Annotated in this window: 14 protein-coding genes and 2 pseudogenes; 8 read left to right on the plus strand and 8 right to left on the minus strand. The window is 66.4% G+C overall.

What is annotated here, in order from left to right; translation table 11 throughout:
* Window positions 1-155 precede the first annotated feature (155 nt).
* Both OLX02_RS19155 and OLX02_RS19160 read right to left on the minus strand, forming a co-directional pair.
* Window positions 156-1,274 (minus strand): annotated as a pseudogene (locus OLX02_RS19155) (IS3 family transposase).
* Between the two features lie 443 nt (window positions 1,275-1,717).
* The gene (locus OLX02_RS19160) at window positions 1,718-2,608 is read right to left on the minus strand and encodes a LysR family transcriptional regulator (RefSeq protein WP_264425449.1); all 891 of its coding nucleotides are present in this window, start codon (window positions 2,606-2,608) and stop codon (window positions 1,718-1,720) included.
* Between the two features lie 164 nt (window positions 2,609-2,772).
* Between OLX02_RS19160 and OLX02_RS19165 the strand changes: the two genes are divergently transcribed.
* From OLX02_RS19165 to OLX02_RS19180, 4 genes are read left to right on the plus strand one after another with little or no spacing between them, the layout of a single operon-like run.
* Entirely contained in the window at window positions 2,773-3,636 is an 864-nt protein-coding gene (locus tag OLX02_RS19165; RefSeq protein ID WP_264425487.1) for an aldo/keto reductase, read from the plus strand.
* An 8-nt stretch (window positions 3,637-3,644) separates the two neighbouring features.
* Window positions 3,645-4,799 carry an aldo/keto reductase gene (locus OLX02_RS19170; RefSeq protein ID WP_264425450.1) on the plus strand — a complete coding sequence of 385 codons (1,155 nt, stop codon included), beginning with the start codon at window positions 3,645-3,647 and terminating at the stop codon, window positions 4,797-4,799.
* 13 nt (window positions 4,800-4,812) lie between these two features.
* A complete protein-coding gene (locus OLX02_RS19175) occupies window positions 4,813-5,277 on the plus strand; it encodes a nuclear transport factor 2 family protein (protein WP_264425451.1) in 465 nt (154 codons plus the stop codon).
* A 4-nt stretch (window positions 5,278-5,281) separates the two neighbouring features.
* Entirely contained in the window at window positions 5,282-5,791 is a 510-nt protein-coding gene (locus OLX02_RS19180) for a GlcG/HbpS family heme-binding protein (RefSeq protein ID WP_264425452.1), read from the plus strand.
* 191 nt (window positions 5,792-5,982) lie between these two features.
* On the opposite strand, the pseudogene OLX02_RS19185 reads toward OLX02_RS19180, so the two are convergent.
* From OLX02_RS19185 to OLX02_RS19195, 3 genes and pseudogenes are all read right to left on the minus strand, one after another.
* Window positions 5,983-6,645: pseudogene (locus OLX02_RS19185) on the minus strand (tyrosine-type recombinase/integrase).
* A gap of 440 nt (window positions 6,646-7,085) precedes the next feature.
* The gene (locus OLX02_RS19190) at window positions 7,086-10,457 is read right to left on the minus strand and encodes a carboxyl transferase domain-containing protein (protein WP_264425453.1); all 3,372 of its coding nucleotides are present in this window, start codon (window positions 10,455-10,457) and stop codon (window positions 7,086-7,088) included.
* A 159-nt stretch (window positions 10,458-10,616) separates the two neighbouring features.
* Window positions 10,617-11,744 carry a carbohydrate porin gene (locus OLX02_RS19195; protein ID WP_264425455.1) on the minus strand — a complete coding sequence of 376 codons (1,128 nt, stop codon included), beginning with the start codon at window positions 11,742-11,744 and terminating at the stop codon, window positions 10,617-10,619.
* Between the two features lie 65 nt (window positions 11,745-11,809).
* Here OLX02_RS19195 and OLX02_RS19200 point away from each other — a divergent pair, with 65 nt between their 5' ends.
* Both OLX02_RS19200 and OLX02_RS19205 read left to right on the plus strand, forming a co-directional pair.
* Complete coding sequence (locus tag OLX02_RS19200; protein ID WP_264425457.1) at window positions 11,810-13,153, plus strand: MgtC/SapB family protein; 1,344 nt, start codon at window positions 11,810-11,812, stop codon at window positions 13,151-13,153.
* 383 nt (window positions 13,154-13,536) lie between these two features.
* The gene (locus tag OLX02_RS19205; protein ID WP_264425458.1) at window positions 13,537-16,878 is read left to right on the plus strand and encodes a PAS domain-containing hybrid sensor histidine kinase/response regulator; all 3,342 of its coding nucleotides are present in this window, start codon (window positions 13,537-13,539) and stop codon (window positions 16,876-16,878) included.
* Window positions 16,879-16,902: 24 nt separating this feature from the next.
* On the opposite strand, the gene OLX02_RS19210 is transcribed toward OLX02_RS19205, so the two are convergent.
* From OLX02_RS19210 to acs, 3 genes are all read right to left on the minus strand, one after another.
* Window positions 16,903-17,664 (minus strand): alpha/beta hydrolase, encoded by a 762-nt coding sequence (locus OLX02_RS19210; protein ID WP_264425461.1) that lies wholly within the window; start codon window positions 17,662-17,664, stop codon window positions 16,903-16,905.
* Between the two features lie 26 nt (window positions 17,665-17,690).
* Complete coding sequence (locus OLX02_RS19215; RefSeq protein ID WP_264425488.1) at window positions 17,691-18,314, minus strand: LuxR C-terminal-related transcriptional regulator; 624 nt, start codon at window positions 18,312-18,314, stop codon at window positions 17,691-17,693.
* A gap of 136 nt (window positions 18,315-18,450) precedes the next feature.
* Window positions 18,451-20,400 carry an acetate--CoA ligase gene (acs, locus tag OLX02_RS19220; RefSeq protein WP_264425463.1) on the minus strand — a complete coding sequence of 650 codons (1,950 nt, stop codon included), beginning with the start codon at window positions 20,398-20,400 and terminating at the stop codon, window positions 18,451-18,453.
* Window positions 20,401-20,592: 192 nt separating this feature from the next.
* On the opposite strand from acs, the gene OLX02_RS19225 reads away from it, so the two are divergent.
* Window positions 20,593-22,020: a porin gene (locus OLX02_RS19225; RefSeq protein ID WP_264425465.1), complete on the plus strand. Its 1,428-nt coding sequence runs from the start codon at window positions 20,593-20,595 to the stop codon at window positions 22,018-22,020.
* 44 nt (window positions 22,021-22,064) lie between these two features.
* A complete protein-coding gene (locus tag OLX02_RS19230; protein WP_264425467.1) occupies window positions 22,065-23,732 on the plus strand; it encodes an MFS transporter in 1,668 nt (555 codons plus the stop codon).
* The last annotated feature ends 31 nt before the right edge of the window (window positions 23,733-23,763 follow it).

The raw sequence follows: 23,763 nt of genomic DNA on the forward strand, positions 1-23,763 counted from the left end.
CATAACCTGAAGGTCGCAGGTTCAAATCCTGCCCCCGCAACCATTCCAGTCAAACGACTTCGCTACACAAGAGCACAGCTCCACGCTCCAGCGTGTCCACAGCAAGTCCACAACGCGGCCAACTGACATGACCCCCAGCTTTCCGCCAGCTGGGATTAGAGCCGGGCGGTTGTTTTGCGCATCAGCGCGGTTGAAGCAGGCCATTGCTTATCCAGTTCGGCGGCGAACGCCGCCGGGGTTGCGTAGCCAAGTGACGAGTGCGGCCTCTCCCGGTTATAATCCTCGACCCAGGCAGCGATCTCGACCCGAGCATGGGCAAGGCTCATGAACAAGGTCTCGTTCAGCAGCTCATCGCGCATGCGGCCGTTGAAGCTATCGACGTAGCCGTTCTGCATCGGCCTGCCCGGAGCAATGTAATGCCACTCCACGCAGAGCTCTCCGCACCATGCGAGAACGGCGTTGCTGGTGAGCTCGGTGCCATTGTCGCTGACGATCATTCCGGGCTTGCCCCGCTGGGCGATCAGCTGGGTCAGCTCGCGCACGACACGGTGCCCGGAGATGGACGTGTCCGGCACCGCCGCTAGGCACTCCCGGGTCAACGTTGAGCACGCGGAACCGCCTGCCAGAGGCCATCTGGTCGTGCACAAAGTCCAGGCTCCAGCGCTGGTTCGCCAGCGCCAGCACCGGAGCAGGTGCCCTGGTCCCGACAGCACGCTTGCGGCTGCGTCGCCGCCTGACCGCCAACCCTTCCTCGCAATACAGACGTTGGGTCTTCTTCCGGTTGATCATCACGCCCTCCCGGCGCAGCAGGATGTGCAAACGGCGATAGCCGAACCGGCGACGCTGGTTGGCCAGATCGCGCAGCTTCTCACGCAGCACACCATCGTCCCGTGTGGAACGGTAGCGCACGCTCTTGCGAGCAGCATCGATGACACGGCACGCCCGCCGCTCGCTCATCCCGTGGCACGCCTGGAGATGAGCGACAGCTTCCCGCTTCGCGGCGGGCGTCAGAACTTTTTTGCCAGAAGATCCTTCAACGCAGCCTGGTCCAGCATCGCATCGGCCAGAAGCCGCTTGAGCTTGGCGTTCTCGCTCTCGAGATCTCGCAGCCGCCGGGCCTCGGATACCTCCAGCCCGCCGTACTTGGCCTTCCAGTTGTAGATCGTCGCTTCAGACACCCCATGCCGCCGGGCCAGGTCAGCGGTCTTCGCGCCCGCCTCTGCCTCCTTCAGCACGCCAATGATCTGCTCTTCCGAAAACCTTGCACGCCTCATCGTCTGTCCTTCCTTCAAGGCCAGACTCTAATCGCTCGTGGAGGAAAATCAGGGGGGCATGTCACAAAGTCTCCGAATCGTAGACGGCCTCATTTCGGTGATACGATGATCGCGTCCGTGCAAGGCATGAGTCTTCTTGCGCCGAAAGCCCTCAATTCATGAAAACGTCGGGAATGACGGCTTCGTGCCACTTCTTGGCGTTCCAGATTGAGGCGGCAGCCGACCCAATTCACGCCATTCTTCGGCCTGCGGCGAAACCTGTCGTGGGGATAGATCTTAGCATCCGGGCAGAAGCCCGACAGAGACAAGAATCGGCGTGGAGTGCCGGCCATCCAATTTTTCGGTTTGTGATCACTAGCCTATTTTGAGGAACGGCCGGGTTTCGAGGTACGACCCACTGTATCAACTCGCGTGATCATGCAGATTCTCCATGCAGTGGGAGGTCAATCCCTGTAGCGAAGCGCTTCGACCAGCAAGCTGAAGGCTGCCGATGGTTGGTGCCGGCTGGGATAGTAGAGGTAGTAGCCGTCGAATGGCGCGCACCAGTCCTCCAGCACTCGCGCCAGCGTGCCGTCCTCGATCAGTGGAGCGATGCGATCGTCGACCATATGCGCAATGCCATGACCCGAAATCGCGGCTTCAAGAACGAGGTCCATGTTGTTGAGGGTGAACTGTCCCTCGACCCGGACGTTCAGTTCCCGACCGTCCTTCTCGTATTCCCAAGCGTAGATGCTGCCGCTGTTCATGCGCAGGTTGATGCAGGCGTGGTGGGCAAGGTCGTGCGGTGTCGACGGCTTGGCATGCCGGGCAAAGTATGACGGCGCAGCTACTGTCGCCATGCGCAACCGAGGACCGATCCGCACGGCGATCATGTCGTTTTCCAACCGCTCGCCCAGGCGGACGCCCGCATCGAAGCGCCCCGCAACGATGTCGGTCAGCCCGGATTCAATGTTCAGCTCGATCTGGATGTCGGGATAGTCGGCTGCCATTTGCGCCACCACAGGCCACAGCAGCATCTTCGCAGCGTGTTCGGAGGTCGTGATGCGGATGCTACCTGCTGGACGGTCGCGCAAGTCGGTCAGTTCCACGAGCCTGGCGTCGATGTCCTCAAGCGCCGGTCCTAGCGCCTCCAGCAGTCGCTCTCCAGCCGTTGTCGGGGCCACGCTGCGTGTGGTGCGATTGAGCAGACGCAGCCCAAGCCTTGCTTCAAGGCGACGCATCGCGTGGCTGAGCGCGGATTGCGAGATGTCCAGCCGGGCTGCCGCGCGCGTGAAGCTGCCTTCCTCGGCCACAACGAGGAATATGGCCAGACTGCCAAGATCTTCACGCCGCATCGTCGCTCGCCCGACAACTTTTCATGACGTGGAGTCATATACCCAAGCGAATTGCGGTGTCTAATCACTTGGCGTCTAGTGGCGTAGATTGCGGCCACAAGGTGAACGCGGTGCCGACCAGCCTGCGCCTGCCCATCACGCACGGCATAGCCACGGAGAACATCATGGCCGTCAGCATCCCCTCTGTAATCCTGAATAACGGCGTCGAGATGCCCCTGCTGGGATTCGGCGTGTTCCAGGTTCCCGATCCGGCAGAATGCGAGCGCAGCGTGCGCGATGCGCTCGATGCGGGTTACCGCCTGCTCGATACCGCCGCATCGTATGGTAACGAAGCCGCTGTCGGTGCCGCGATCAAGGGCAGCGGGATCGCCCGCGACGAGATCTTTGTCACCACCAAGCTGTGGATCGAAGACGCCAGTTACGAGCGGGCCAAGGCGGCGTTCGAGCGCTCGATCAACAAGTTGCAGCTCGACTACCTCGATCTTTACCTGATCCACCAGCCTTATGGCGACGTTTACGGCGCGTGGCGCGCGATGGAGGAACTGCACCGCGCCGGTCGTATCCGGGCCATCGGCATCAGCAACTTCTATCCTGACCGCGTGGTGGATTTCGTGCTGCACAACGAGGTCACGCCGGCAGTCAACCAGATCGAGATCCATCCCTTCCACCAGCAGCACGAAGCACAGGCGCTGCTTGGCGAACATGGTGTCCAGACCGAAGCCTGGGGGCCGTTTGCAGAGGGCAGGAACGACCTGTTCCGCAACCCGGTGCTCCAGTCGATCGGCGACAAGCACGGCAAGACGATCGCGCAAGTCGTGCTGCGCTGGCTGACGCAGCGTGGCGTCGTCGCGATCCCCAAGTCGGTGCGACGCGACCGGATGGCGGAGAACCTGGCGATCTTCGATTTCCAGCTCGATGCCGACGACATCGCCGCGATTGCCACGCTCGACCAGAAGGCGAGCAGCTTCTTCGATCATCGCGACCCGGCGATGGTGAAGTGGCTGGGCACCCGCAAGCTCGAAGGGTGATAGGAACCATGCGCGACAAGCCAGACATCACGATCGGTCGCCGCAGCCTGCTGCTGTCCGCCGGCGGCATCGCTGCACTCCCGCTGGTCGGCAGCAGCGCGGCGGCGCGCGCGCCTGCACCCGGTCGGGCCACCGGGCCTGACGCCGGGGTGGTCGGTCGGCGCAAGCTGGGGCGGCTGGAGGTTTCCAGCATTGGCCTTGGCGTCCAGAACAACAGTCGCAAGTATACGACCGAGAAGCCTTACCGGCCCGAACAGGTCGCATTGATCCGCACGGCTTTCGATCACGGCGTCACCTTCTTCGACTGCGCCGAGGCCTATGGCCCGCACGAATGCGAACGAATTCTGGGAGAGGCGATCCAGCCGTTCCGCGAGCAGGTCGTGATCACGTCCAAGTTCGGCTGGAACATCGACCAGGAGACAGGGCGCAGGATGCCGGGGCTGAACAGCCGTCCCGATCATGTCAGGCTGGTGGTCGACAACATGTTGCGGCGCTTGCGCACCGACCATATCGACCTGCTTTACCAGCACCGGGTCGACCCCGCTGTGCCGATCGAGGATGTCGCCGGTGTCGTCGAGGACCTGATGCGCCAGGGCAAGGTGCGGCACTGGGGCCTGTCGGAGATGGGGCTGGGCACCCTGCGCCGCGCCCATGCGGCGCTGCCGGTCACCGCCGTGCAAAGCGAATACTCGATGCTGTGGCGTGGGCCGGAACACGAGGTGCTGGCGCTGTGCGAGGAACTGGGCATCGGTTTCGTGCCGTGGAGCCCGCTGGGCGTCCAGTTCCTGACCGGCTGGATCGATGCGAACACGCGCTTCGCGCAGGGCGACATCCGCGCCGTGGAGGGCCGCTTCGCGCCGGAGAACCTGCCGGGGAACCTGCGGCTGGTGTCGCTACTGCAGGCATGGGCGGAGCGCAAGCAGGCGGCCCCCGGCCAGATAGCGCTGGCTTGGCTGATGGCGCAAAAGCCGTGGATCGTGCCGATTCCGGGAACGACCAACCCGGCCCATCTGGTCCAGAACATCGGCAGCACGGCGATCCGCTTCTCGGCCGACGAAATCGCCGAACTGAATGCCGACGTTCGTGCCATCGAAGTCGTGGGACAACGGCTGCCCGATGCCGTTCTCGCCTATTCGGGCGTCGAAGCGCCGCCGAGGCCCTGAAGGAGCCACTGCCATGCTGAAGCTTTCCATTCTCCTGAGCGCCGTAGCTGCCGTGATCGGCAGCAGTCAGGCATCGGCAACGCCGGCTGCACCTGCCGCAGAGGAGGGCAGCGAACGTCAGGGCCTGCTGGACCTGTCGCGTCAGAAATGGCTGTGGATGGCCGAGCGCGACATTTCCAAGCTCGAACCGCTGTTCCATCCTGCCGCGCATTTCGTGCACATGGGCACGACGATGGATCGGGCTGGCGAACTCGATGTCATCAGCACCGGCCGCATCCACTACAAGCACGCTGAAATAAGCGACATGTCCGTGGAGTTGATCGGCGACACCGCGATCGTCATCAGCCGCCTGCGCCTCGTTGCCGTTGTCGGCGGCAACGAGGTCACCAACCCTTTCAGCGTGACCGAAACCTATGTTCGGCAGGATCGGCGGTGGCAACTGGCCGCGATGGCCTTCACGCGCCTGCTTGGGGAATGACTTGATGCAGAAGCGCTCAAGGCTCGGAGCAAGCGGCCTGATCCGGCATGTCACCTTGTCCTGCGCGCTGCTGATCGCCCCACCAGCGACCGCACAGGCCCCTGTGGCGCAAGCCAACGGCTACGGCGCTCCGATCACGGCGCTGGCGGCCCTCGCGCTGGTCGAGCGCGGCATGGTCCTGAGCAGAGCCAAGGGCTTGAACATGGCTATCGCGGTTGTGGAACCCACGGGCGAACTGGTTGCCTTCGTGCGGATGGACGACGTGCCCTATGCGTCGATCCACATCGCGCAGCAAAAAGCGCGCGCCGCCGCTCGCTTTCGCATGGCGACCGCGCAACTGGAGGAGCGCGTCCTGAGCGGTCGCACGACGCTGCTCTCGTCCGACGAGGTGATTGCGGTTGGCGGCGGGGTGCCAATCCTAATAGATGGCAAGGTTGTGGGTGCATTAGGGGTGTCCGGCGCAAGTGCAGCGGAGGATGCAACTATTGCCGAGGCGATCGTTCGCCTCCGATAGTATTGAGCGTTCGTCCACTGCCTTTGCCTTGCCAGAGATGCCGTGCCGGATCGCCAGGCAGGCAATTTCAAATCCAAGAAACTGGCGTCCGCTTTTTGGCTGAACCTTGCCGTCCGACGGATAGCTCTGGAACGACCGCAAATCCCAGGCGTCCGTGTCCGGCTCCTCACCAGAGACGGGAGCCGATGGGTTCAGATCTCGGTATTTTCGGCAAGCGCAAGCGCGTCCTCCACGTCGATCCCAAGATAGCGAACCGTATTCTCGATCTTGCTATGGCCGAGGAGGATCTGGACGGCGCGAAGGTTGCCGGTCGCCCTGTAGATGATCGACGCCTTGGTCCGCCGAAGCAGGTGCCATACTCGTTTCACATCAAGCCCACCCCTGTCACCCATTCATCGAGGGAGCCGGGCGTACTGGCGGGTGCTGAGATGCCCATTACGATCAACCCGGCTGGGAAAGACATAATCGTCGACCCGCCGTTCGAGCCAAGCCAGCAGGCTGGTGCGAGCGTCTGGGAGCAGTTCAAACTGGACAGGTCGGCTGATCTTCTGCTGCATCACGATTGTCCGCGTGCGGATTTGCCCGCCGCTGACAATGTCTCCAATCTTCATCTGCACCAGGTCACAGCCCCGGAGCTTGCTGTCTATCGCAAGGTCGAACAGTCTTCGATCTCGTAGGCGGCGACGTTGATCGAGGTAGAATCGGATTTCCCAAATCTGGTTCGGCTTCAGCGCGCGCTTCGCGCCAACGGCTCTTCCCGCATTCCACACCGGGCGCTTGGTGGCGGTGAGTTCGGTTTCGGTCTTCTGCATGATCATTCTTCGATGGCCATATTCGCCGTCTGCAGAACGCATGAGCCAGATGAGCAGAATGCCGAAGCGAACCTGCCGACCCGACCCAGTCGTTCAGACCAGTAGCGTGTAACCGTCCGGTGACCCCGTTTGCTGCTGTCGTCCGGTGTGTCAGGACGTCCTTTAGGTCGTGTAGGTCGTGCGAGAGGACTTGCTTAGGACAGCCATCACACAGGTATGCCGTTCGCCAGTGGACCACCGAGCGAAATGAAAAAATCCTTCCGTAGCTAGCTAATGTCAGCCTCAGTTCGCGCCCTTAGCTCAACGATCCAAAGGCCAAATCCTGTCCCCGCAACCATACCAATCAAACGACTTCGCTACACAAGAGCACAGCTCCACGCTCCAGCGTGTCCACAGCAAGTCCACAACGCGGCCAACGTACCACATGCACGCCGCGTAAACCTCTCCCCAAATCCAACACCCCACCTTCACCACGCGAAACGTCACCACGTGTCTATCCACGGCTGACGCTTCCCCTCCCGAACCACACTCGCAGGCAGCGCCTCCAACCCCATCTTCAACCAATCGCGCGTCCCCGCAGGATCAATCACGTCGTCGAACTCAAACACGGTCGCTCCGTTCGCGGCGCTCGACCATGCATAGGCTCGATCCAACAGCTCGTCGTATCGCTCGCGGCGGGCTTCGAGATCCTCGATCGCGGCGAGTTCGGCGCGGTAGCCGAGCTTGATTTCGCCTTCGATGCCCATTCCGGCGAATTCGCCGGTGGGCCAGGCGACGGTGAACAGCGGTGAGTCCAGCGATCCGGCGGTCATGGCCATCGCACCCAGGCCGTAAGCCTTGCGCAGCACGACCGAGAACATGGGCACGCCCAGATTGGCGCCGATCACATAGAGGCGGCCGCAATGACGGATGGTGGCGGTGCGTTCCGCCTCCGGCCCGACCATGTTGCCGGGCACGTCGATGAGCGTGACGACCGGGATGTCGAACGCGTTGCACAGCTGCATGAACCGCGCCGCCTTGTCGGCCCCGTCACTGTCTACCGCGCCGCCGGTGGGCGAGGCGCAATTGTTGGCGATCACGCCGATCGGACGCCCTTCGATCCGGGCGAGGGCGGTGACCATCGATTTGGCGAAGGCGGCGCGCAGTTCGAGTACTGAATCCTTGTCCGCCAGCGTGGCGATGATCTTGCGCACGTCATAGGCGGCGCGTCGATTTTCCGGGATCGCATGACGGAGCGGGCGCTGGTCGGGGGCTTCCCATGTGCCAACGCGTCCCTGGAAATAGGACAGATAGCGCTTGGCCACCGCGGTCGCTTCCGCTTCGTCCTCCACCAGAATATCGATCACCCCGTTGGGGCCTTGCACCGAAACCGGCCCCACCTCCTCTGGCGCATAGATGCCGAGGCCTCCGCCTTCGATCATGGCCGGGCCGCCGATGCCGAGGCTGGAGTCCTTCGTGGCGATGATCACGTCGCACAGCGCCAGCACCACCGCGTTACCGGCGAAGCAGAAGCCGCTGGCAATCCCGACGAGCGGCACGAGGCCGGACAACTTGCCCAGATGCGCCCATGTCCGATATTTGAGTCCGCCGACCGTGGTGGGCGGGGGCGTGGGATCGCCGGGCGAGGTGCCGCCGCTGCGGCCGCCGCCGCCCTCGGTATAGAACACGACCGGCAGCCGCATCTTCTGCGCGACTTCGAGCATCCGGTCGGTCTTGACGTGGTTCTTGTGGCCCTGCGTGCCGGCCAGCACGGTGTAGTCGTAGGACATCGCCACGCAGCGCGATTGTTCCGGGCCGAACAGCGCGCCGTTGATGCGGCCGATGCCCATGACCAGACCATCCGAGGCGGTCTTGACCAGCCGCCGGTCGACGTCTTCCGGGCTGTCCTCGTAGCGGCGCCCGGCCGTGACCAGCGGTCCATATTCCATGAAGCTGTCATCGTCGCACAAGTCGGCGATGTTCTCGCGCGCGGTGCGTTTGCCCTTGGCGTGGCGGCGCGTCACCGCATCGGCGCGGCCGGCATCGGAGACGAGGCGGTGCATATGCGCCACCCGGTCGATGTCCGGACGCGTGGCGTCAGGATCGATGACGGCGTCTTCGTGGTCGGCGCCCGCCGCAACCTCGCCCGGTGCGATGGCGGCGAGGAGCACGCCTTCGCCCACCACGTCTCCGGCGGCGTGATGGACGGCCGCGATCAGGCCAGAGACGGGGCTGGCAATCACGTGCTCCATCTTCAGCGCTTCGATGATGGCGAGCGGCTGCCCCGCGCGGACGTCTTCGCCCGGCGAGACCATGACCGCGACGATCGTGCCGATCATGGGCGTGCGCACGCCTTCCAGCCCATCGGGCAGATCGGCTTCGGCGCTGGCGCCAGGTCCCGGCGCGCGCGGCGCGGCGGACAGCACCGCGAGCGGGTCGATGGATGAAGCGGCCGCCGAAGCATGGGCGAGGCTGGAATCATGCTCGGCGCTCGCTGCCACCAGCGCGGCGGCGTGGCGTTCGACAAAGCGCGTATCGACCTTGCCCGCCGCGACTTCGGGCCGTTCGAGCAGGGCGCGCAGCAGTGCGCTGTTGGTGCCCACGCCTTCGATCCGGAATTCGGCGAGCGCACGGCGCGCCTTCGCCACCGCCGCCGGCAGGTCGGGCGCGGCGACGATCACCTTGGCGAGCAGCGAATCGTAGCGCGGGCTGGTGGCATAGCCGGCGTGGCCATAGCCATCGACGCGGATGCCGCGTCCCGATGGCACTTCGTAACGGCTGATGATGCCCCCGGTCGGGCGGGCCTCTCCGGTGGCGGTCAGGGTTTCCAGATTGACGCGCGCTTGCAGTGCGACTTGCGATGGCACCGGAATATCCGCTTGCGCGAGGCCGAGCGAAGGGAGATCGCGCCCGGCGGCGATGGCGAACTGTGCCCGCACCAGGTCGATGCCGGTCACTTCCTCGGTGACGGTGTGCTCCACCTGGATGCGCGGGTTGGCTTCGATGAACACGAACGGCCGTTCGCTTGCCCCGCTCGCGTCGACCAGGAACTCGACCGTGCCCACGCCGCGATAGTCTGCGGCCTGCGCCAGCCGCACGGCGGCGTCGAGCATCGCCGCGCGCAGATCGGGAGCAAGGCCGAAGGCGGGGGCGATTTCGACGAGCTTCTGGCGCTGGCGTTGCAGGCTGCATTCGCGGTCCCACAGGTGCGAGACGTTGCCTTGTCCGTCGGCCACGATCTGCACTTCGACGTGGCGGGCGCTGGGAAAGAATTCCTCGACATAGAGCGCGCCCGATCCGAACGCCTGCCGCGCTTCGGAAGCGCAGCGTTCGTATATCGCGGCGAGATCGGCAGGCGCTTCGACCGGACGCATTCCCCTGCCGCCGCCGCCCGCCAGCGCCTTGAGCATGATTGCACGGCCGGGGCCGAGCGCGCGGTGGAATGCCTCGGCTTCCTCCAGCGTGACGGCGCGGCTGATCCCCGGCAGGATCGGCACGTCGCAGCGTTCGGCCAGTGCGCGCGCGGCGGCCTTGTCACCGAACAGGTCGAGCGTATCGGGGGAGGGGCCGACGAAGGTCAGTCCGGCCGCGGCGCAGGCCCGCGCGAAAGTCGCGTTTTCGCTGAGAAAGCCGTAGCCCGGATGGACCAGATCGCATCCCTCGGCCAGCGCGCGTTCGATCAGGGCCGGCCCATCGAGGTAGGCGGCGACGCCGGTGCCCGCGATCTCGCGCGCGGCATCGCCTGCGCGAACATGGGCGGAATGGATGTCGTCCGCCGGGAACACCATCAGCGTTTCGATGCCCATTTCCGCCGCGGTGCGCGCGATACGGATGGCGATTTCGCCTCGATTGGCGATCAGAACCTTGCTGGTCAATGCATCCTCATCCGTCAGAAGCCCGGCGGTTTTCCGCCTTTTCGGGCCGGCCGGCACCTTGTGGGAACGGGCAGCCGCAACGGTCATAACCGAAGCGGGACGGGCGGGAATGGGGTTTGTGGTATTTTCACAGGGTGGAAAGCGCGGCGGGGCGCGTGCCTATCCCGCAGGCCAGCCGAGGCTGATGCGCATTCCCACCACCAGCGCATCGGGCAATGCCGGATCCCATCCGGGATTGATCACGTACTGGACGTCGGGCTGCACCGACATCCACGCGGTCAGGTTGTGCGCGGCGGTCCATTCGATGGCGGTTTCGGCGCTTGCGGCCTTGCCGGCCGGCAGGAGCGTGCGGCGCGCGGCGCTTCCGGCGCGGGCATGAGCGACGGCGGTGCCGAGCTGCCATCCGCGCCAGTCGAGCACCATCCCGGCGCCAAGGTAGCTGGTCACGGGATTGGCCCGCCCGTCGGCGGTGCCGATGCGCACCCAGCCGGAGAGGTGTTCCTTGAGCGGCCCTTCCACCATCACATAGGCGCCGCGCGATGGCGCACGCGGCTGCCCCGGGGTGAGTGCCTCCTGCCGGCGGCTGTAGTGCCAGGCGCCCAGTTGCACTTCGCCCTTGCCGAGCGGCAGTTCGATTTCGCCCACGACCAGCGCGCCGGTCTGGCCCGGCAGGCGCAGCGCGGTCCGGCGGGGATCGTTCCTGCTGCCGGCCACCGCGTCGAACAGGCCCAGCCGCACTTGCGGACCCTGGCCGCCGCCGATCCTGGCGATCACCGCGCTGGCCATCATCGGAAAGATCGACGGGCCGTTGACGCCGCTTTGCGAGAACTCGGGTCCGATGCCGTGGGCGCTGTTGAGGAACAGGGCGCCGACTTCCTGAACGTCGAATTCGCTGTTGAGATCGACCAGCCCGGCTTTCGCGGCCAGCCCCGGCGCAAGTTGCCATTCGGCCCATGCTTCATAGAGGTGCGGCACGGTATCGGCCTGCACGTTGCTGACCGTCTGGAAATCGCCGACGCGGCTGCCGGACAAGTCCGGCCCGTGCGTGGCGACGAGATCGGCGTGAAAGGTCACGCCCGGCAGGGACAGCGCCGCGCCATCAAGATCCGCCCACACGTCTGCGCGGGCCAGCCAAGCGCTGCCGCGCCGTGCTCCGCCGTCCGCGACGGCAAGGATGTCGGCGACATAGGAGCCGCCGACGCTGAGCGCCGCCTCGTGCGCATGGGAGGGCGAGATGCCCGTCGTCAGGGCGCAGAGGATGCCGGTGAGGATGGGACGTCGCAGCATGATGAAGCGCATCATACGCGCGAAACTGGAAATCGCGCGTATCGCAGCACTGCGGAGCAACACGCATGGACCGGGGGCCGATGGGCCGGGTGCAGATGGTGGCGCGCCGCGCCGGTTGGGCCTATGCGGTGGCCAGACCAGAAGGGGAAACGCGCGACGTGCCGATGGCAGGAGACACCGCACCACTTGCAGCGCTGGCCGCGGCCACGGCGGCGGGGCTGATCGTGGGCGTGGAGCGTGGCTGGAGCCAGCGCGAGCGGCCCGATGGCAGCCGCGTGAGCGGGTTGCGCACGTTCGGCCTGCTGGGGCTGACCGGCGGCCTTGCGGGCTTCCTGCCCGATATGCTGGCCGCCGCGCTGGTGCTGGCGACCGGGCTGTTGCTGGTTGTCGGATACCGCAAGGAAGCGCGGCCGACCGCGATGTCGGCCACGACCGCCGTGGCAGGGGTGCTTACGCTGGGCGCGGGCATTTCAGCGGTGCGGCTGGGGCCGACCATCGCACTGGCCACGGCCGCCGCCGCGTTCGCGCTGCTCAGCGCGCGCGGTGCGCTCCACCGGGTGCTGCGCGGCCTGAGCGAACTGGAAATCGAGGCGACCGCCCGTTTCCTGCTGGTCGCACTGGTGGTGCTGCCCTTGCTGCCCGACCAATCGTTCGGACCCTACGATGCGTGGAACCCGCGCAAGATCTGGCTGGTGGTGGTGCTGGTCGCGGGGCTGTCCTTCGCGGGCTATGTCGCGGCGCGGCGCTGGGGGGCCACGCGCGGGATCCTGCTGGTCGCGGTGAGCGGCGCGGTGGTGTCTTCCACCGCCGTCACCGTGGAACTGGCGCGCCGCCTGCGGTCGGAGCCGGAGGCGCGCCCGGCGCTGACCGCCGGGATCGCGCTGGCCTCGATCGTGATGTTCGTGCGCGTGCAGCTGTTGACGCTGGCGCTGGTGCCCCGCGCCTTGCCAAGTCTTGCACTGACGATGGCACCGGCCACTGTGGTGAGCGCCGCATTCGCGTTCGCGGCCTGGCGAAAGCAGGACAACCGGCCGCCCGCCCCGGTGAAGCTGGGCAACCCGCTCGATTTCAAGCCGGCGCTGGGGTTGGCGGCGCTCGTCGCGGGCCTGTCGCTGGTGGCGCGATGGGCGCTCGAACATTTCGGCAATCGCGGCATTGCCGCCGTGCTCGCGCTGACCGGCATGATGGACGTCGATGCGGGCGTGATCACGCTGTCGGGCCTGCCGCACGATGCCCTGACCGACTGGGCCGGCGGCATGGTGCTGGCGGGAACGGTGCTGGCCAACACGCTGATCAAGGCGATCATGGCGATCACGATTGCACCGGGGCGGGACGGCCTGCGCGCCGCGCTGCCGCTGCTGGCCGCGCTGGCCGCATCGGCGATCGCGCTGGCGGCGATGGCGTTCTGACCATGCGGGTTTTCGGGCGATTCGCTCCGCGCCATTGCGCACGCTTTGTCATGTCGTCACCAAAGTAACCGGAACGGTGGAGGCGACGCGAAAAATACGGCGCACAATCATGGTTTTGCTGCACCCCTGTGGCCGTCGCGCACCAACCATTCGGGAAAACCGGAAACCTATCTTTTCCTCTGGTCAATACGTCATTTGCAGCTATTCTTTTGATCACCGTCAAAGACGTTCGCCCGGCGCGGTCTTGGGAGAGGATGCGAAAAATCGCACCGCGCCGGGTGTTACGTCTTTCCCCGCATCATCGTCCCTCCAGTGCGTTACCGCGCCCATTTTGCACACGCCTCCGCGCCTGCTAGAATGAGCGGGCAGCAGGGGGAGGGAGCATGAGCCTGGGCCTGGCGGCGCTCTTCGCGCTGTCCCTGATCGTCGTCCTGTTCGCGGTGGCTGCACTGGTCGAATCGACCGCCGGCAGGACCGCCGCGCATCCGCGCCTGAGGCACACCGCCTACACGCTGGGGCTGGGCGTCTATTGTTCGAGCTGGACGTTCTACGGCGCGGTGGGCAGCGCCGTGCGCGAGGGCTGGAACTACCTGCCGATCTATCTCGCGCCCTGCCTCGTCATGCTGCTCGCCGCCGGCTTCCTGCGCCGGCTGGCCGATGCCGTGCACGAGGAGAAGGCGACCACCATCTCGGATTTCATCGCCGCGCGCTATGGCCACGATCCCGGCATGGCGCGGCTGGTCACGGTGATCGCGCTGTGCGGCATCGTTCCTTATGGCGCGCTGCAACTGCGTTCGATCGGCGGGGCCATCGCGATCGTATCGGGCAGCGACGTGGTGGTGCCCGTCATGGTCGCGGCGTCGGCCGTGCTCGCGCTGTTTGCCATCCTGTTCGGCGCGCGCCGCTATGAAGCGGCGGGGCGCAACGAGGGGCTGCTGTTCTCGGTCGCGCTCGAATCGATCATCAAGCTGGTGGCGCTGGTGCTGGTCGGGCTGGCCGCGGTCGCGGTGATCCACAGTGCATCCGACGCGCGTTTCGCCGCCGCCACCACGGTGCTTGCCGCGCGCTTTTCGCCGGCGCACCTCTCGCTCGAATTCGTCGTCATCGGCGTGATCTCGGCTATGGCGATCGTGGCCCTGCCGCGCCAGTTCTTCATGGGCCTGGCCGAAGCGCAGTCGCCCGACGACCTGCCGCGCGCGCGGCTGGGCGTGGCCGCCTATATCGCCGCGATGGCGCTGCTGGTGTTGCCGATCGCGCTGGCGGGCCTTGTCGCGCTGCCGGGGCAGGTGGCGCCGGACCTGTTCGTGCTGGCCCTGCCCGAAGCGATCGGCGCACGCTGGATCGTCACCGCCGCGCTGCTGGGGGGGATCAGTTCTGCGGCGGCGATGGTCATCGTCGATTCCACCGCGCTCGCCACGATGGTGTCGAACGACCTGATCTTTCCCGCCGTCCTGCGCAGCGAAGCCGGGGAGCCGGACAGCGAGAGCCGCGCCGGCGCGCTCGGCCAGCGGATGCTGCTGGTGCGGCGGCTGGCGATCCTGGCCATCGTGGCGCTGTCGCTGGCATGGGCGCTGCTGCTGCCCGCGCGCAGTTCGCTGGCCTCGATCGGCCTGGTTGCCTTCGCCGCCATGGCGCAGTTCACCCCGCATCTGGTGCTGGGCGTGCTGCGCAACGGGCGCGATCCGCTGGCCGGACGGCTCAGCCTCGCCACGGGCTTCGCGCTGTGGCTGTGGACGCTGGCGCTGCCGCCGATCCTGCCGCCGGCGTGGCTGGCACAGCTGAGCGGCACGCCGTTCGATCCCCTGCGCCTGCTGGGCATCGGCCATGCGCCGCCGTTGGTGCATGGAGTGCTGTGGAGCCTGTCCGCCAATCTTGCGATGATGGCGGCCGCAGCAGCCGGGCGCGATCCCGACCGCAGTCTGCCCCGGCTGGTGCGCGGCCAGCGCCCGGTGCGCAACCTGGGCGAGCTGACCCGCCTGGCAGCGCGCTTCATCGGCGAGGAACGTGCCGCGGAAGCGTTCCCGCCGGCCGACCACGCCGCCCCGGTCGATCGTGCCTCTGCCCGCCGCGCGCAGGACCTGATCGCGGGCGTGGTCGGGGCCTCGTCCGCGCGCGCGCTGGTCGCCTCGGCGCTGGCGGGCGGGCAACTCGCGCTGGCGGACGTCACGCGCCTGCTCGACGAAGGCGGCCAGTCGCTGCGCTTTTCGCGCCAGCTGCTCGCCGCCAGTTTTGAAAACCTGCCCTCGGGCATCAGCGTCATTGATGCCGATCTCAATCTCGTGGCGTGGAATACCCCCTATATCGAGATGTTCGGCTACCCGCCGGGGTTCGTCCGCGTGGGTGTGCCGGTGGGCGATCTCATTCGCCACAACATCGTGCGCGGCGATTTTCCCGGCCCGCTCGAAGCGCAAGTCGAACGCCGCCTGCGCCGCTTGCGCGCGCGCCAGCCTTACGTTTCCGAACGCATCCGCAAGGATGGCCGCGTGATCAAGTCGGTCGGCGGGCCGATGCCGGGCGGCGGCTACCTCACCTCGTTCACCGACGTGACCGAGGAAGCGCACACCCGCGCGGAATTGCAGCACACGCTTGAACAGCTTGAAACCCGCGTGTCCGAACGCACGCGCGAGTTGTGGGAGGCCAACCGGCGGCTTGCCGAATCCACGCGTGAGAAAACCCGCTTCCTCGCCGCTGCCAGCCATGACCTGCTTCAGCCGCTCCACGCCGCGCGGCTGTTCGCCACCGCGCTCGACCGGCAGGTGGGGGAAGGGCCGAAAGTGCTGGTGGCGCGGGTGGAGCGCTCGATCGTCGCGGCGGAAAACCTGCTGCGCGCGTTGCTCGATATTTCCAAGCTCGACGCCGGGGGCATCCAGCCCAGCCCGGAGCCGGTGGCGCTCGGCCCTCTGCTGCGCGACATTGCCGAAGGCATCCGCCCGCTGGCCGAGGAAAAGGGGCTGCGGCTGGTGATCGGGCCGGTCGATGGCGCGGTCGTCACCGATCCCGGCCTGCTGCGCTCGGTTTTGCAGAACCTGCTGTCGAACGCGGTGCGCTATACGCAGGAGGGCGGCATCCTGGTGGGCGTGCGGCGGCGCGGTGGGGACTGGCGGATCGACGTGGTCGATACCGGCGTCGGCATCCCCGAAGACCAGCAGGCGGCGATCTTTTCCGAATTCACCCGGCTGGGCGAGGTCGAGGCGGAAGGGCTGGGGCTTGGCCTTGCCATCGTCGAGCGGATCGCCCGGCTGCTGGGCCTGCATCTCGATCTGCGCTCGCGCCCCGGCCACGGCAGTTGCTTCAGCGTCAGCCTGCCCGCCGCCGATCCGATCGCGGCGCTTCCGGCCGAAGCGCCGGCGCGCGCCGCTGCGCCGCTGCGTCCGTTGACGGTGCTGGTGGTGGACAACGACCCCGCGATCATCGACGCGACCACCGCGCTGCTCGAAGCCGGTGGCCATACCGTGCGCGGCGCCGCCACCATCGCGCAGGCGCTGGGCAGGGCGAGCGGGGTGGACGTTGCCCTGATCGACTATCATCTCGATTACGGAGAGGACGGGCTCGACCTCGTCACCCGGCTGCGCGAAGCCGTGCCCTCGCTCCCCATCGCGCTGATTACTGCGGAAAGCGGCGCTGAATTGCGCGCCCGTGCCCGCCGGCTGGGCGTGGCCTTCTTCACCAAGCCCGTGGTGCCCACCGAACTGGAAGCGTTCCTCGGCCGCGTTGCCATCGATTGACGGCGCGGCAGCCGATCCTGTCCGTCAGCGGTTCAGGAGGAAATGCTGCAAGGTGGAGTAGTGGGACAGCCCGTCGAACAGGCGCGGCGGCGTGCTTGCCGGTAACCGCTCGGCCAGTGCATCGGCCATGGCGACCGGCGACCAGTTGTCCGCCCGGCCATGCCAGATGCGAACCGGCTGGGTGACCAGCGCCAGCTCCGCGGCCCAATCCTGCACATATAGCCCGACTTCGCACCGATAGCCGGCAGCGCCCTGCGCAAGGCATTGCCGCAGCACGCGGATCATTGCTGCCCGGAAGACCGGATCGCCCGCCAGCGCGCTGTCCGCGCCGCGCGCCGAAGCGAAGAGCTGGGTGTAAAGCCGGCCGGGGGCCAGGCGGGCGGCAAGCGATTGGGCGCGTACCAGCAGTCCGAACAGGAGCGGGCTCGCCCTGGCCGCCCGGAACACCGGCGCACCGGCCATGTCGTCCAGAAACGGACCGATGCCGAGCGGGGCCGCCGCCGAAACCACGTCGATGCCGGCGACCCGATCACCCAGATGCGGCGCCACGCGCAAGGCCGCGCTCGCGCCGATGGAAAAGCCGATGAGCCGCAGGCGGTCATGGGGGAAGCGGGACCGGATGCCTTCGGCGACGGCCCGGAAATGGCCGGCACCATCGCTGCCCGAACGGCGTTCAGGGACGTGGAAGGCGCTGGCCGAAGCGGCGATGGAAGGACCAAACAGGTCCAGTTCGCCCGCCCCGCCGGGCATTCCGTGGAAATAGATGACGCGTTCGGATGTGCCCATCGGGCGATGGTGCGAACCGGCGCCCGTCAGTGCGCCAGGTCCAGCCCCAGCGAGCGGGCCACCAGCGCCGCCTGCGTGCGGTTGCGCACATCCAGCTTGCGCATGATCGCGGTCATGTGCGCTTTGACCGTGGCTTCGCTCATCCCCAGTTCGTGCGCGATCTGCTTGTTCAGCTTGCCGTCCAGCACCGCCAGCAGCACCTTGAGCTGCGTTGGTGTCAGTCCGGCCACGTCCTTGCGCACGGTGTCCATCTGATCGGGCCTGGGCGTAGGCGGGGGGCTGCCAGCCAGCGCGGCGCGGATCGCGTCCTCGATGCGGGCAAGATCGGCGTCCTTGCGCAGGAAACCCACTGCGCCGAATGCACGCGCTTCCTCGGCCGCGGTTGCGGCTTCGGCGCTGGAAACGACAAGGATCGGCACTTGCGGCCGCTCGGCATGGAGCAGCGCGATGCCCGAATAGCCGATCGCACCGGGCATCTTCAGGTCGAGCGTCACCAGCCGCAGGTCTTCGGCTTCCGATGCTGCCTTGGCGGCGGAGGCCAGTGTGCCGGCCTCGATCACGCGTGCATCGGGCGCGACGGTGGCCACGGCCAGCGCCAGCGCCTGCCGGAAGAGGGGATGATCGTCTGCAATCAGGATGGTGCCGCCCACGCTCACGCCCTTTTCCCGGATCGACCTGTGCCGCACGGGCGCTCTGCGCCAATGCGACCGCCTTGGCAAGCTCCGGCGCGTTGCAAACGCTGCCCCCGCACTTGCGCGAAGGGCAGCGTGCAGGGGCGCCTGGCGATCAGGCGGAGGTCAGGTGCGGGCGGTTGGCCAGCAGGTTGTCGACCACCGAAGGATCGGCCAGCGTCGAGGTATCGCCCAGGTTCGAGACGTCGTTCTCGCCGATCTTGCGCAGGATGCGGCGCATGATCTTGCCCGAACGGGTCTTGGGCAGGCCGGGGGCGAACTGGATCACGTCGGGCGTGGCGATCGGGCCGATTTCGTGGCGCACCCACGCGATCAGTTCCTTGCGCAGCGCCTCGTCCGGCTCGATTTCGGCATTGCAGGTGACGAAGGCGTAGATGCCCTGTCCCTTGATGTCGTGCGGCATTCCCACCACGGCGGCTTCGGCCACCTTGGGATGGGCGACCAGCGCGCTCTCGATCTCGGCCGTGCCCATGCGGTGGCCGGACACGTTGATCACGTCGTCGATGCGGCCGGTGATCCAGTAATAGCCGTCCTCGTCGCGGCGGCAGCCGTCGCCGGTGAAGTACATTCCCTTGAACGTGCTGAAATAGGTCTGGAAGAAGCGCTCGTGATCGCCCCACACGGTGCGCATCTGCCCCGGCCAGCTGTCGGTGATGACCAGGCAGCCGTCGGTCGCGCCGTCCAGAAGCTTGCCGTCGTTGTCGAGCAGCGCGGGCTTCACGCCGAAGAACGGCTTGCTGGCGGAACCGGGCTTGAGCGCGGTGGCGCCGGGCAGGGGAGTGATCATCGCACCGCCGGTTTCGGTCTGCCACCAGGTGTCGACGATGGGGCAGCGGGCATCGCCCACCACCTTGTGATACCATTCCCACGCCTCGGGATTGATCGGTTCGCCCACGCTGCCCAGCAGGCGCAACGTCTTGCGGCTGGTCTTCTTCACCCAGTCGTCGCCTTCGCGCATCAGCGCGCGCAGCGCGGTGGGGGCGCCGTAGAAGATCTCGACGCCGAACTTGTCGACCACCTGCCAGAAGCGGCTGGGATCGGGGAAGTTGGGCACGCCTTCGAACATCACGGTCGTCGCGCCGTTCATCAGCGGGCCGTAGACGACATAGGAATGGCCGGTGACCCAGCCGATGTCCGCCGCGCACCAGTAGATCTGGCCGGGGCGGTAATCGAACACGTACTGGTGCGTCATCGACGCCCACACGGCATAGCCGCCGGTGGTGTGCAGCACGCCCTTGGGCTTGCCGGTGGAGCCGGAGGTATAGAGGATGAACAGCGGGTCTTCCGCGTTCATTTCCGCAGGCGCGCAATCGGCGCTCTGCTGCGCCACCGCGCTGGCCCATTCCACGTCGCGGCCTTCGGTGAAGCCGACATCGGCCCCGGTGCGCCGCAGCATGATGACGGTATCGACCGCCGGGCACTGCTTCAGCGCCTCATCGACATTGGCCTTGAGCGGCACCTTCTTGCCGCCGCGCAGGCCTTCGTCGGAGGTCAGCACGATGCGGCTGTCGCAATCGGTGATGCGACCGGCGAGCGCATCGGGCGAGAAGCCGGCGAAGACGATCGAGTGAATCGCGCCGATGCGCGCGCAGGCGAGCATCGCCACTGCCGCTTCGGGCACCATCGGCAGGTAGATGGTGACGCGCTCGCCCTGCTTCACGCCGCGTGCCTTGAGCAGGTTGGCGAAGCGGCAGACGTCCTCGTGCAGCTGGCGATAGGTGATCGCGCGGTGGGCTTCGGTGGGGCTGTCCGGCTCCCACAGGATGGCAACGTCATCGCCACGTGCGGCGAGGTGCCGATCGAGGCAGTTGGCGGAAAGGTTGAGCGATCCGTCCTCGAACCAGCGGATGCCGAAGTCGACTTCCTCGAACGAGGTGTTCTTCACCTTGGTGAAAGGCTTGATCCAGTCGAGCCGCTGCGCGTGCTCGCGCCAGAAATCCTCGGGCGCGTCGATGGAGCGGCGGTACATCTCCTGGTACTTCGCATCGTCGATCAGCGCGTTGTTCGCCCAGTCTTCAGGCACCGGGTAGATGGCCTCGCCCATGTTCAGGCACTCCTCTCGTTCTTTTTACGTTTGATTCCGCTGATACCGCAGCCCGTGCGCACCCGCGTCTAGACAATGGTCGTAGATATAAGACCATCCTCCGGCTGGTTGCCAAGGCCGTCCGCAGGGAAAACCGACCCTCAGTGTCTCATCAGACAGACACGTCAAGACAGAACGTCGGAGAGGGGCGTCATGAACAAGGTATTCCCGCAGATCCGGGCCGTGCTGATGGCTGCCACCGCGCTGGGTGCGCCGGTGGCTGTCCATGCCCGGCCGACGGCGCACGAGGCGGAGCTGGAAGCCCGGCTGGAAAAGCTGGAGCAGGAAATGATCGCGCTGCGCGGCGAACTGCACGATGCGCGCGCGCAGCAGGCCGATGCGCTGGCACAGGCGCAGCAGCAGGCCGCAAGCACGGTGCAGGCGCGCACCGACGAAGTCGCGGCGCGGACCGAGCAGGTCGAAACCCGCATGGCCGCGCTGGAAGGCAAGCCGCGCGCGGAAGGCTTCCGCTCGGGCGATGCCACCTTCAAGATCGGCGGCTACCTGCGCCTGCTCTATTCGGGCAGCCGGTTCAGCGGCGGCACCGTGGCCAACAACACCTATGCCCGCGACCTGTGGTTTCCGCAGGGGCTGCCCGTGGGCGGCAAGCCTTCGACCGTCGCGGACATGAGCGCGCGCCAATCGCGCTTCTGGCTGAACTTCACCACCGATGTCGGCAAGCACGTGCTCAAGGGCTACCTCGAAACCGACTTCGAGACCGCCCCCGGCACGCAAGGGTCGCAGCGCACCACCAACGGCTACAACCTGGCGATGCGCCGGGCCTATGTGCAGCTGGATCGCTGGACCTTCGGACAGGACTGGACGACGTTCCAGTATCCTGCGGCCTTGCCGGAATCGACGGACTATGTCGGCACCACCGAAGGCACGGTCTTCGCACGCCAGCCGCTGCTGCGCTATTCCGCGCCGGTGGCGAAGGGCATGACCCTGCACCTTGCGGTCGAAAATCCGGAAACCGCGAGCGCGGTGCAGGGCGCGCCGGCGCTGGTCGAGAACGGGGCCGACCACGTGCCCGACCTCGCTGCGCGGCTGGCCTATGCCGGCGATTTCGGCGAGCTTTCGCTGGGCGGGATCGCGCGGCAGTTGCGCGTGGTGAATGCCGGAACGCCCGAAAGCCGCTTCGGCTGGGGCGTGAGCGGCGCGGGCAAGCTGTTCCTCGATCATGGCCATGTCAGCGACGTGCGCTTCATGCTCACCCACGGCCACGGCATCGGGCGCTACATGGGGCTGAACTTCGGCCCCGACGCGGTGCTGGGGCCGGCGGGGGCGCTGGAGGACGTGGGCGTGACCGCCGGGATGGCCGCCGTGCGGCTTGCGGTGACGCCCAAGGTCCGCGTCAACCTGATGGGCAGTTTCCAGACGCTCGATTATTCGTCGAGCCTCGTCTCCACTTCGATCGGCACGTTCAACAAGAGCGCGTGGAGCGCGGCGGCCAACGTGTTCTGGACGCCCTACAAGAACGTCGATCTGGGCATCGAACTGCGCCATGGTGCGCGCCGCCTTGTCAACGGGACGAGCGGCGCGCTGGACCGGGTGGAGATTGCTGCCAAATACGGGTTCTGAAATTACCAAATAAATACAAATATATAAAATATGGAGAGGGACCAATGGCAACAAGATACAAAGCCTTGCCCAAGCATCACAAGGCCACCGGGACCGAGAAACTGGTCATCGGCGCCTCGTCGCTCGGCACCGTGTTCGAATGGTACGATTTCTTCCTTTACGGGCTGCTCGCCACGTTCATTTCCAAGGTGTTCTTCGCCGGGGTGAACGAGACGACCGGCTTCATTCTCGCGCTCGGCGCCTTTGCCGCGGGCTTTGCGGTGCGCCCGTTCGGCGCGCTGGTGTTCGGCCGGATCGGCGACCTTGTCGGCCGCAAGAACACGTTCCTGGTCACCATGGGCATCATGGGCTTCTCGACTTTCGCGGTCGGCCTGCTGCCCGGTTACGATACGATCGGCGTCGCCTCTCCGGCGATCCTGGTGGCCTTGCGCATCCTGCAAGGGTTGGCGCTGGGCGGCGAATACGGCGGCGCGGCGACTTATGTGGCCGAACACGCGCCCAATCACCGGCGCGGCCTTTACACCAGCTTCATCCAGATGACCGCCACCTTCGGCCTGTTCGCGGCGCTGATCGTGGTGATCTCGCTGCGTTCCACGATGGGCGAGGACACCTTCGCCGCGTGGGGCTGGCGCGTGCCGTTCCTGGTCTCGATGGTGCTGCTCGCGGTCTCGATGTGGATCCGGCTCCAGCTCAACGAAAGCCCGGTCTACCAGAAGATGAAGGACGAGGGCACCACGTCGAAGGCTCCGCTGACCGAGGCGTTCGCCCGGTGGGACAACCTGAAGGTCGTGCTGGTCTGCCTGTTCGGCGCGGTCGCGGGGCAGGCGGTGGTCTGGTACGCAGGCCAGTTCTACGCGCAGTTCTACCTGGAAAAGATCCTCAAGGTGGAAGGGCTGACCGCCAATATCCTGATCGCGGTGGCGCTGGCGCTGGGCACCCCGTTCTTCGCCTTCTTCGGCTGGCTGTCTGACCAGATCGGCCGCAAGTACATCATCCTGGGCGGCTGCGCGCTGGCGGCTCTGACCTATTTCCCCGCGTTCCACATGCTGTCCGAGGCGGCCAACCCGGCGCTCGCCGCGGCCAGCCGCACCAACCCGGTGACGGTGACCGCCAACCCGGCCGAATGCTCGTTCCAGTTCGATCCGGTGGGCAAGAACAAGTTCGACAGTTCGGGCTGCGACATCGCCAAGTCGTATCTGGCCAAGAACGGCATCAGCTATGTCAACGTCGCTGCGCCGGCCGGCGCACAGGCGGTCATAGCCGTGGGCGGTGCCGCGCTGCCCGCGCCGAACCCGGCCGCCGTGACCGGCAAGGACCGCGCCGCCGCGATCAAGGCTTATGGCGAGGATGTGAAGGCCGCGCTCGGCCAGGCCGGCTATCCGGAAAAGGCCGACACTGCGCGGATGGAGACGGTCAAGGTCGTCGCCGTCCTGTTCTACCTCGTGCTGCTGGTGACCATGGTTTATGGCCCGATCGCGGCCATGCTGGTCGAACTGTTCCCCAGCCGTATCCGCTACACCTCGATGTCGCTGCCCTATCACATCGGCAATGGCTGGTTCGGCGGCTTCCTGCCGACCACCGCCTTTGCGATGGTCGCGGCGACGGGCGACGTGTTCTATGGCCTGTGGTATCCGGTGGTGATCGCCGGGGCGACGGCGGTGTTCGGGCTGTTCTTCCTGCCGGAGACGTTCCGCCGCAGTATCGACGACTAAAGTAGGGCTGGCGCGGAGGTCGTTCGTGTTC

This window comes from Novosphingobium sp. KCTC 2891 (assembly GCF_025938155.1).
Classification (GTDB): Bacteria; Pseudomonadota; Alphaproteobacteria; order Sphingomonadales; family Sphingomonadaceae; genus Novosphingobium.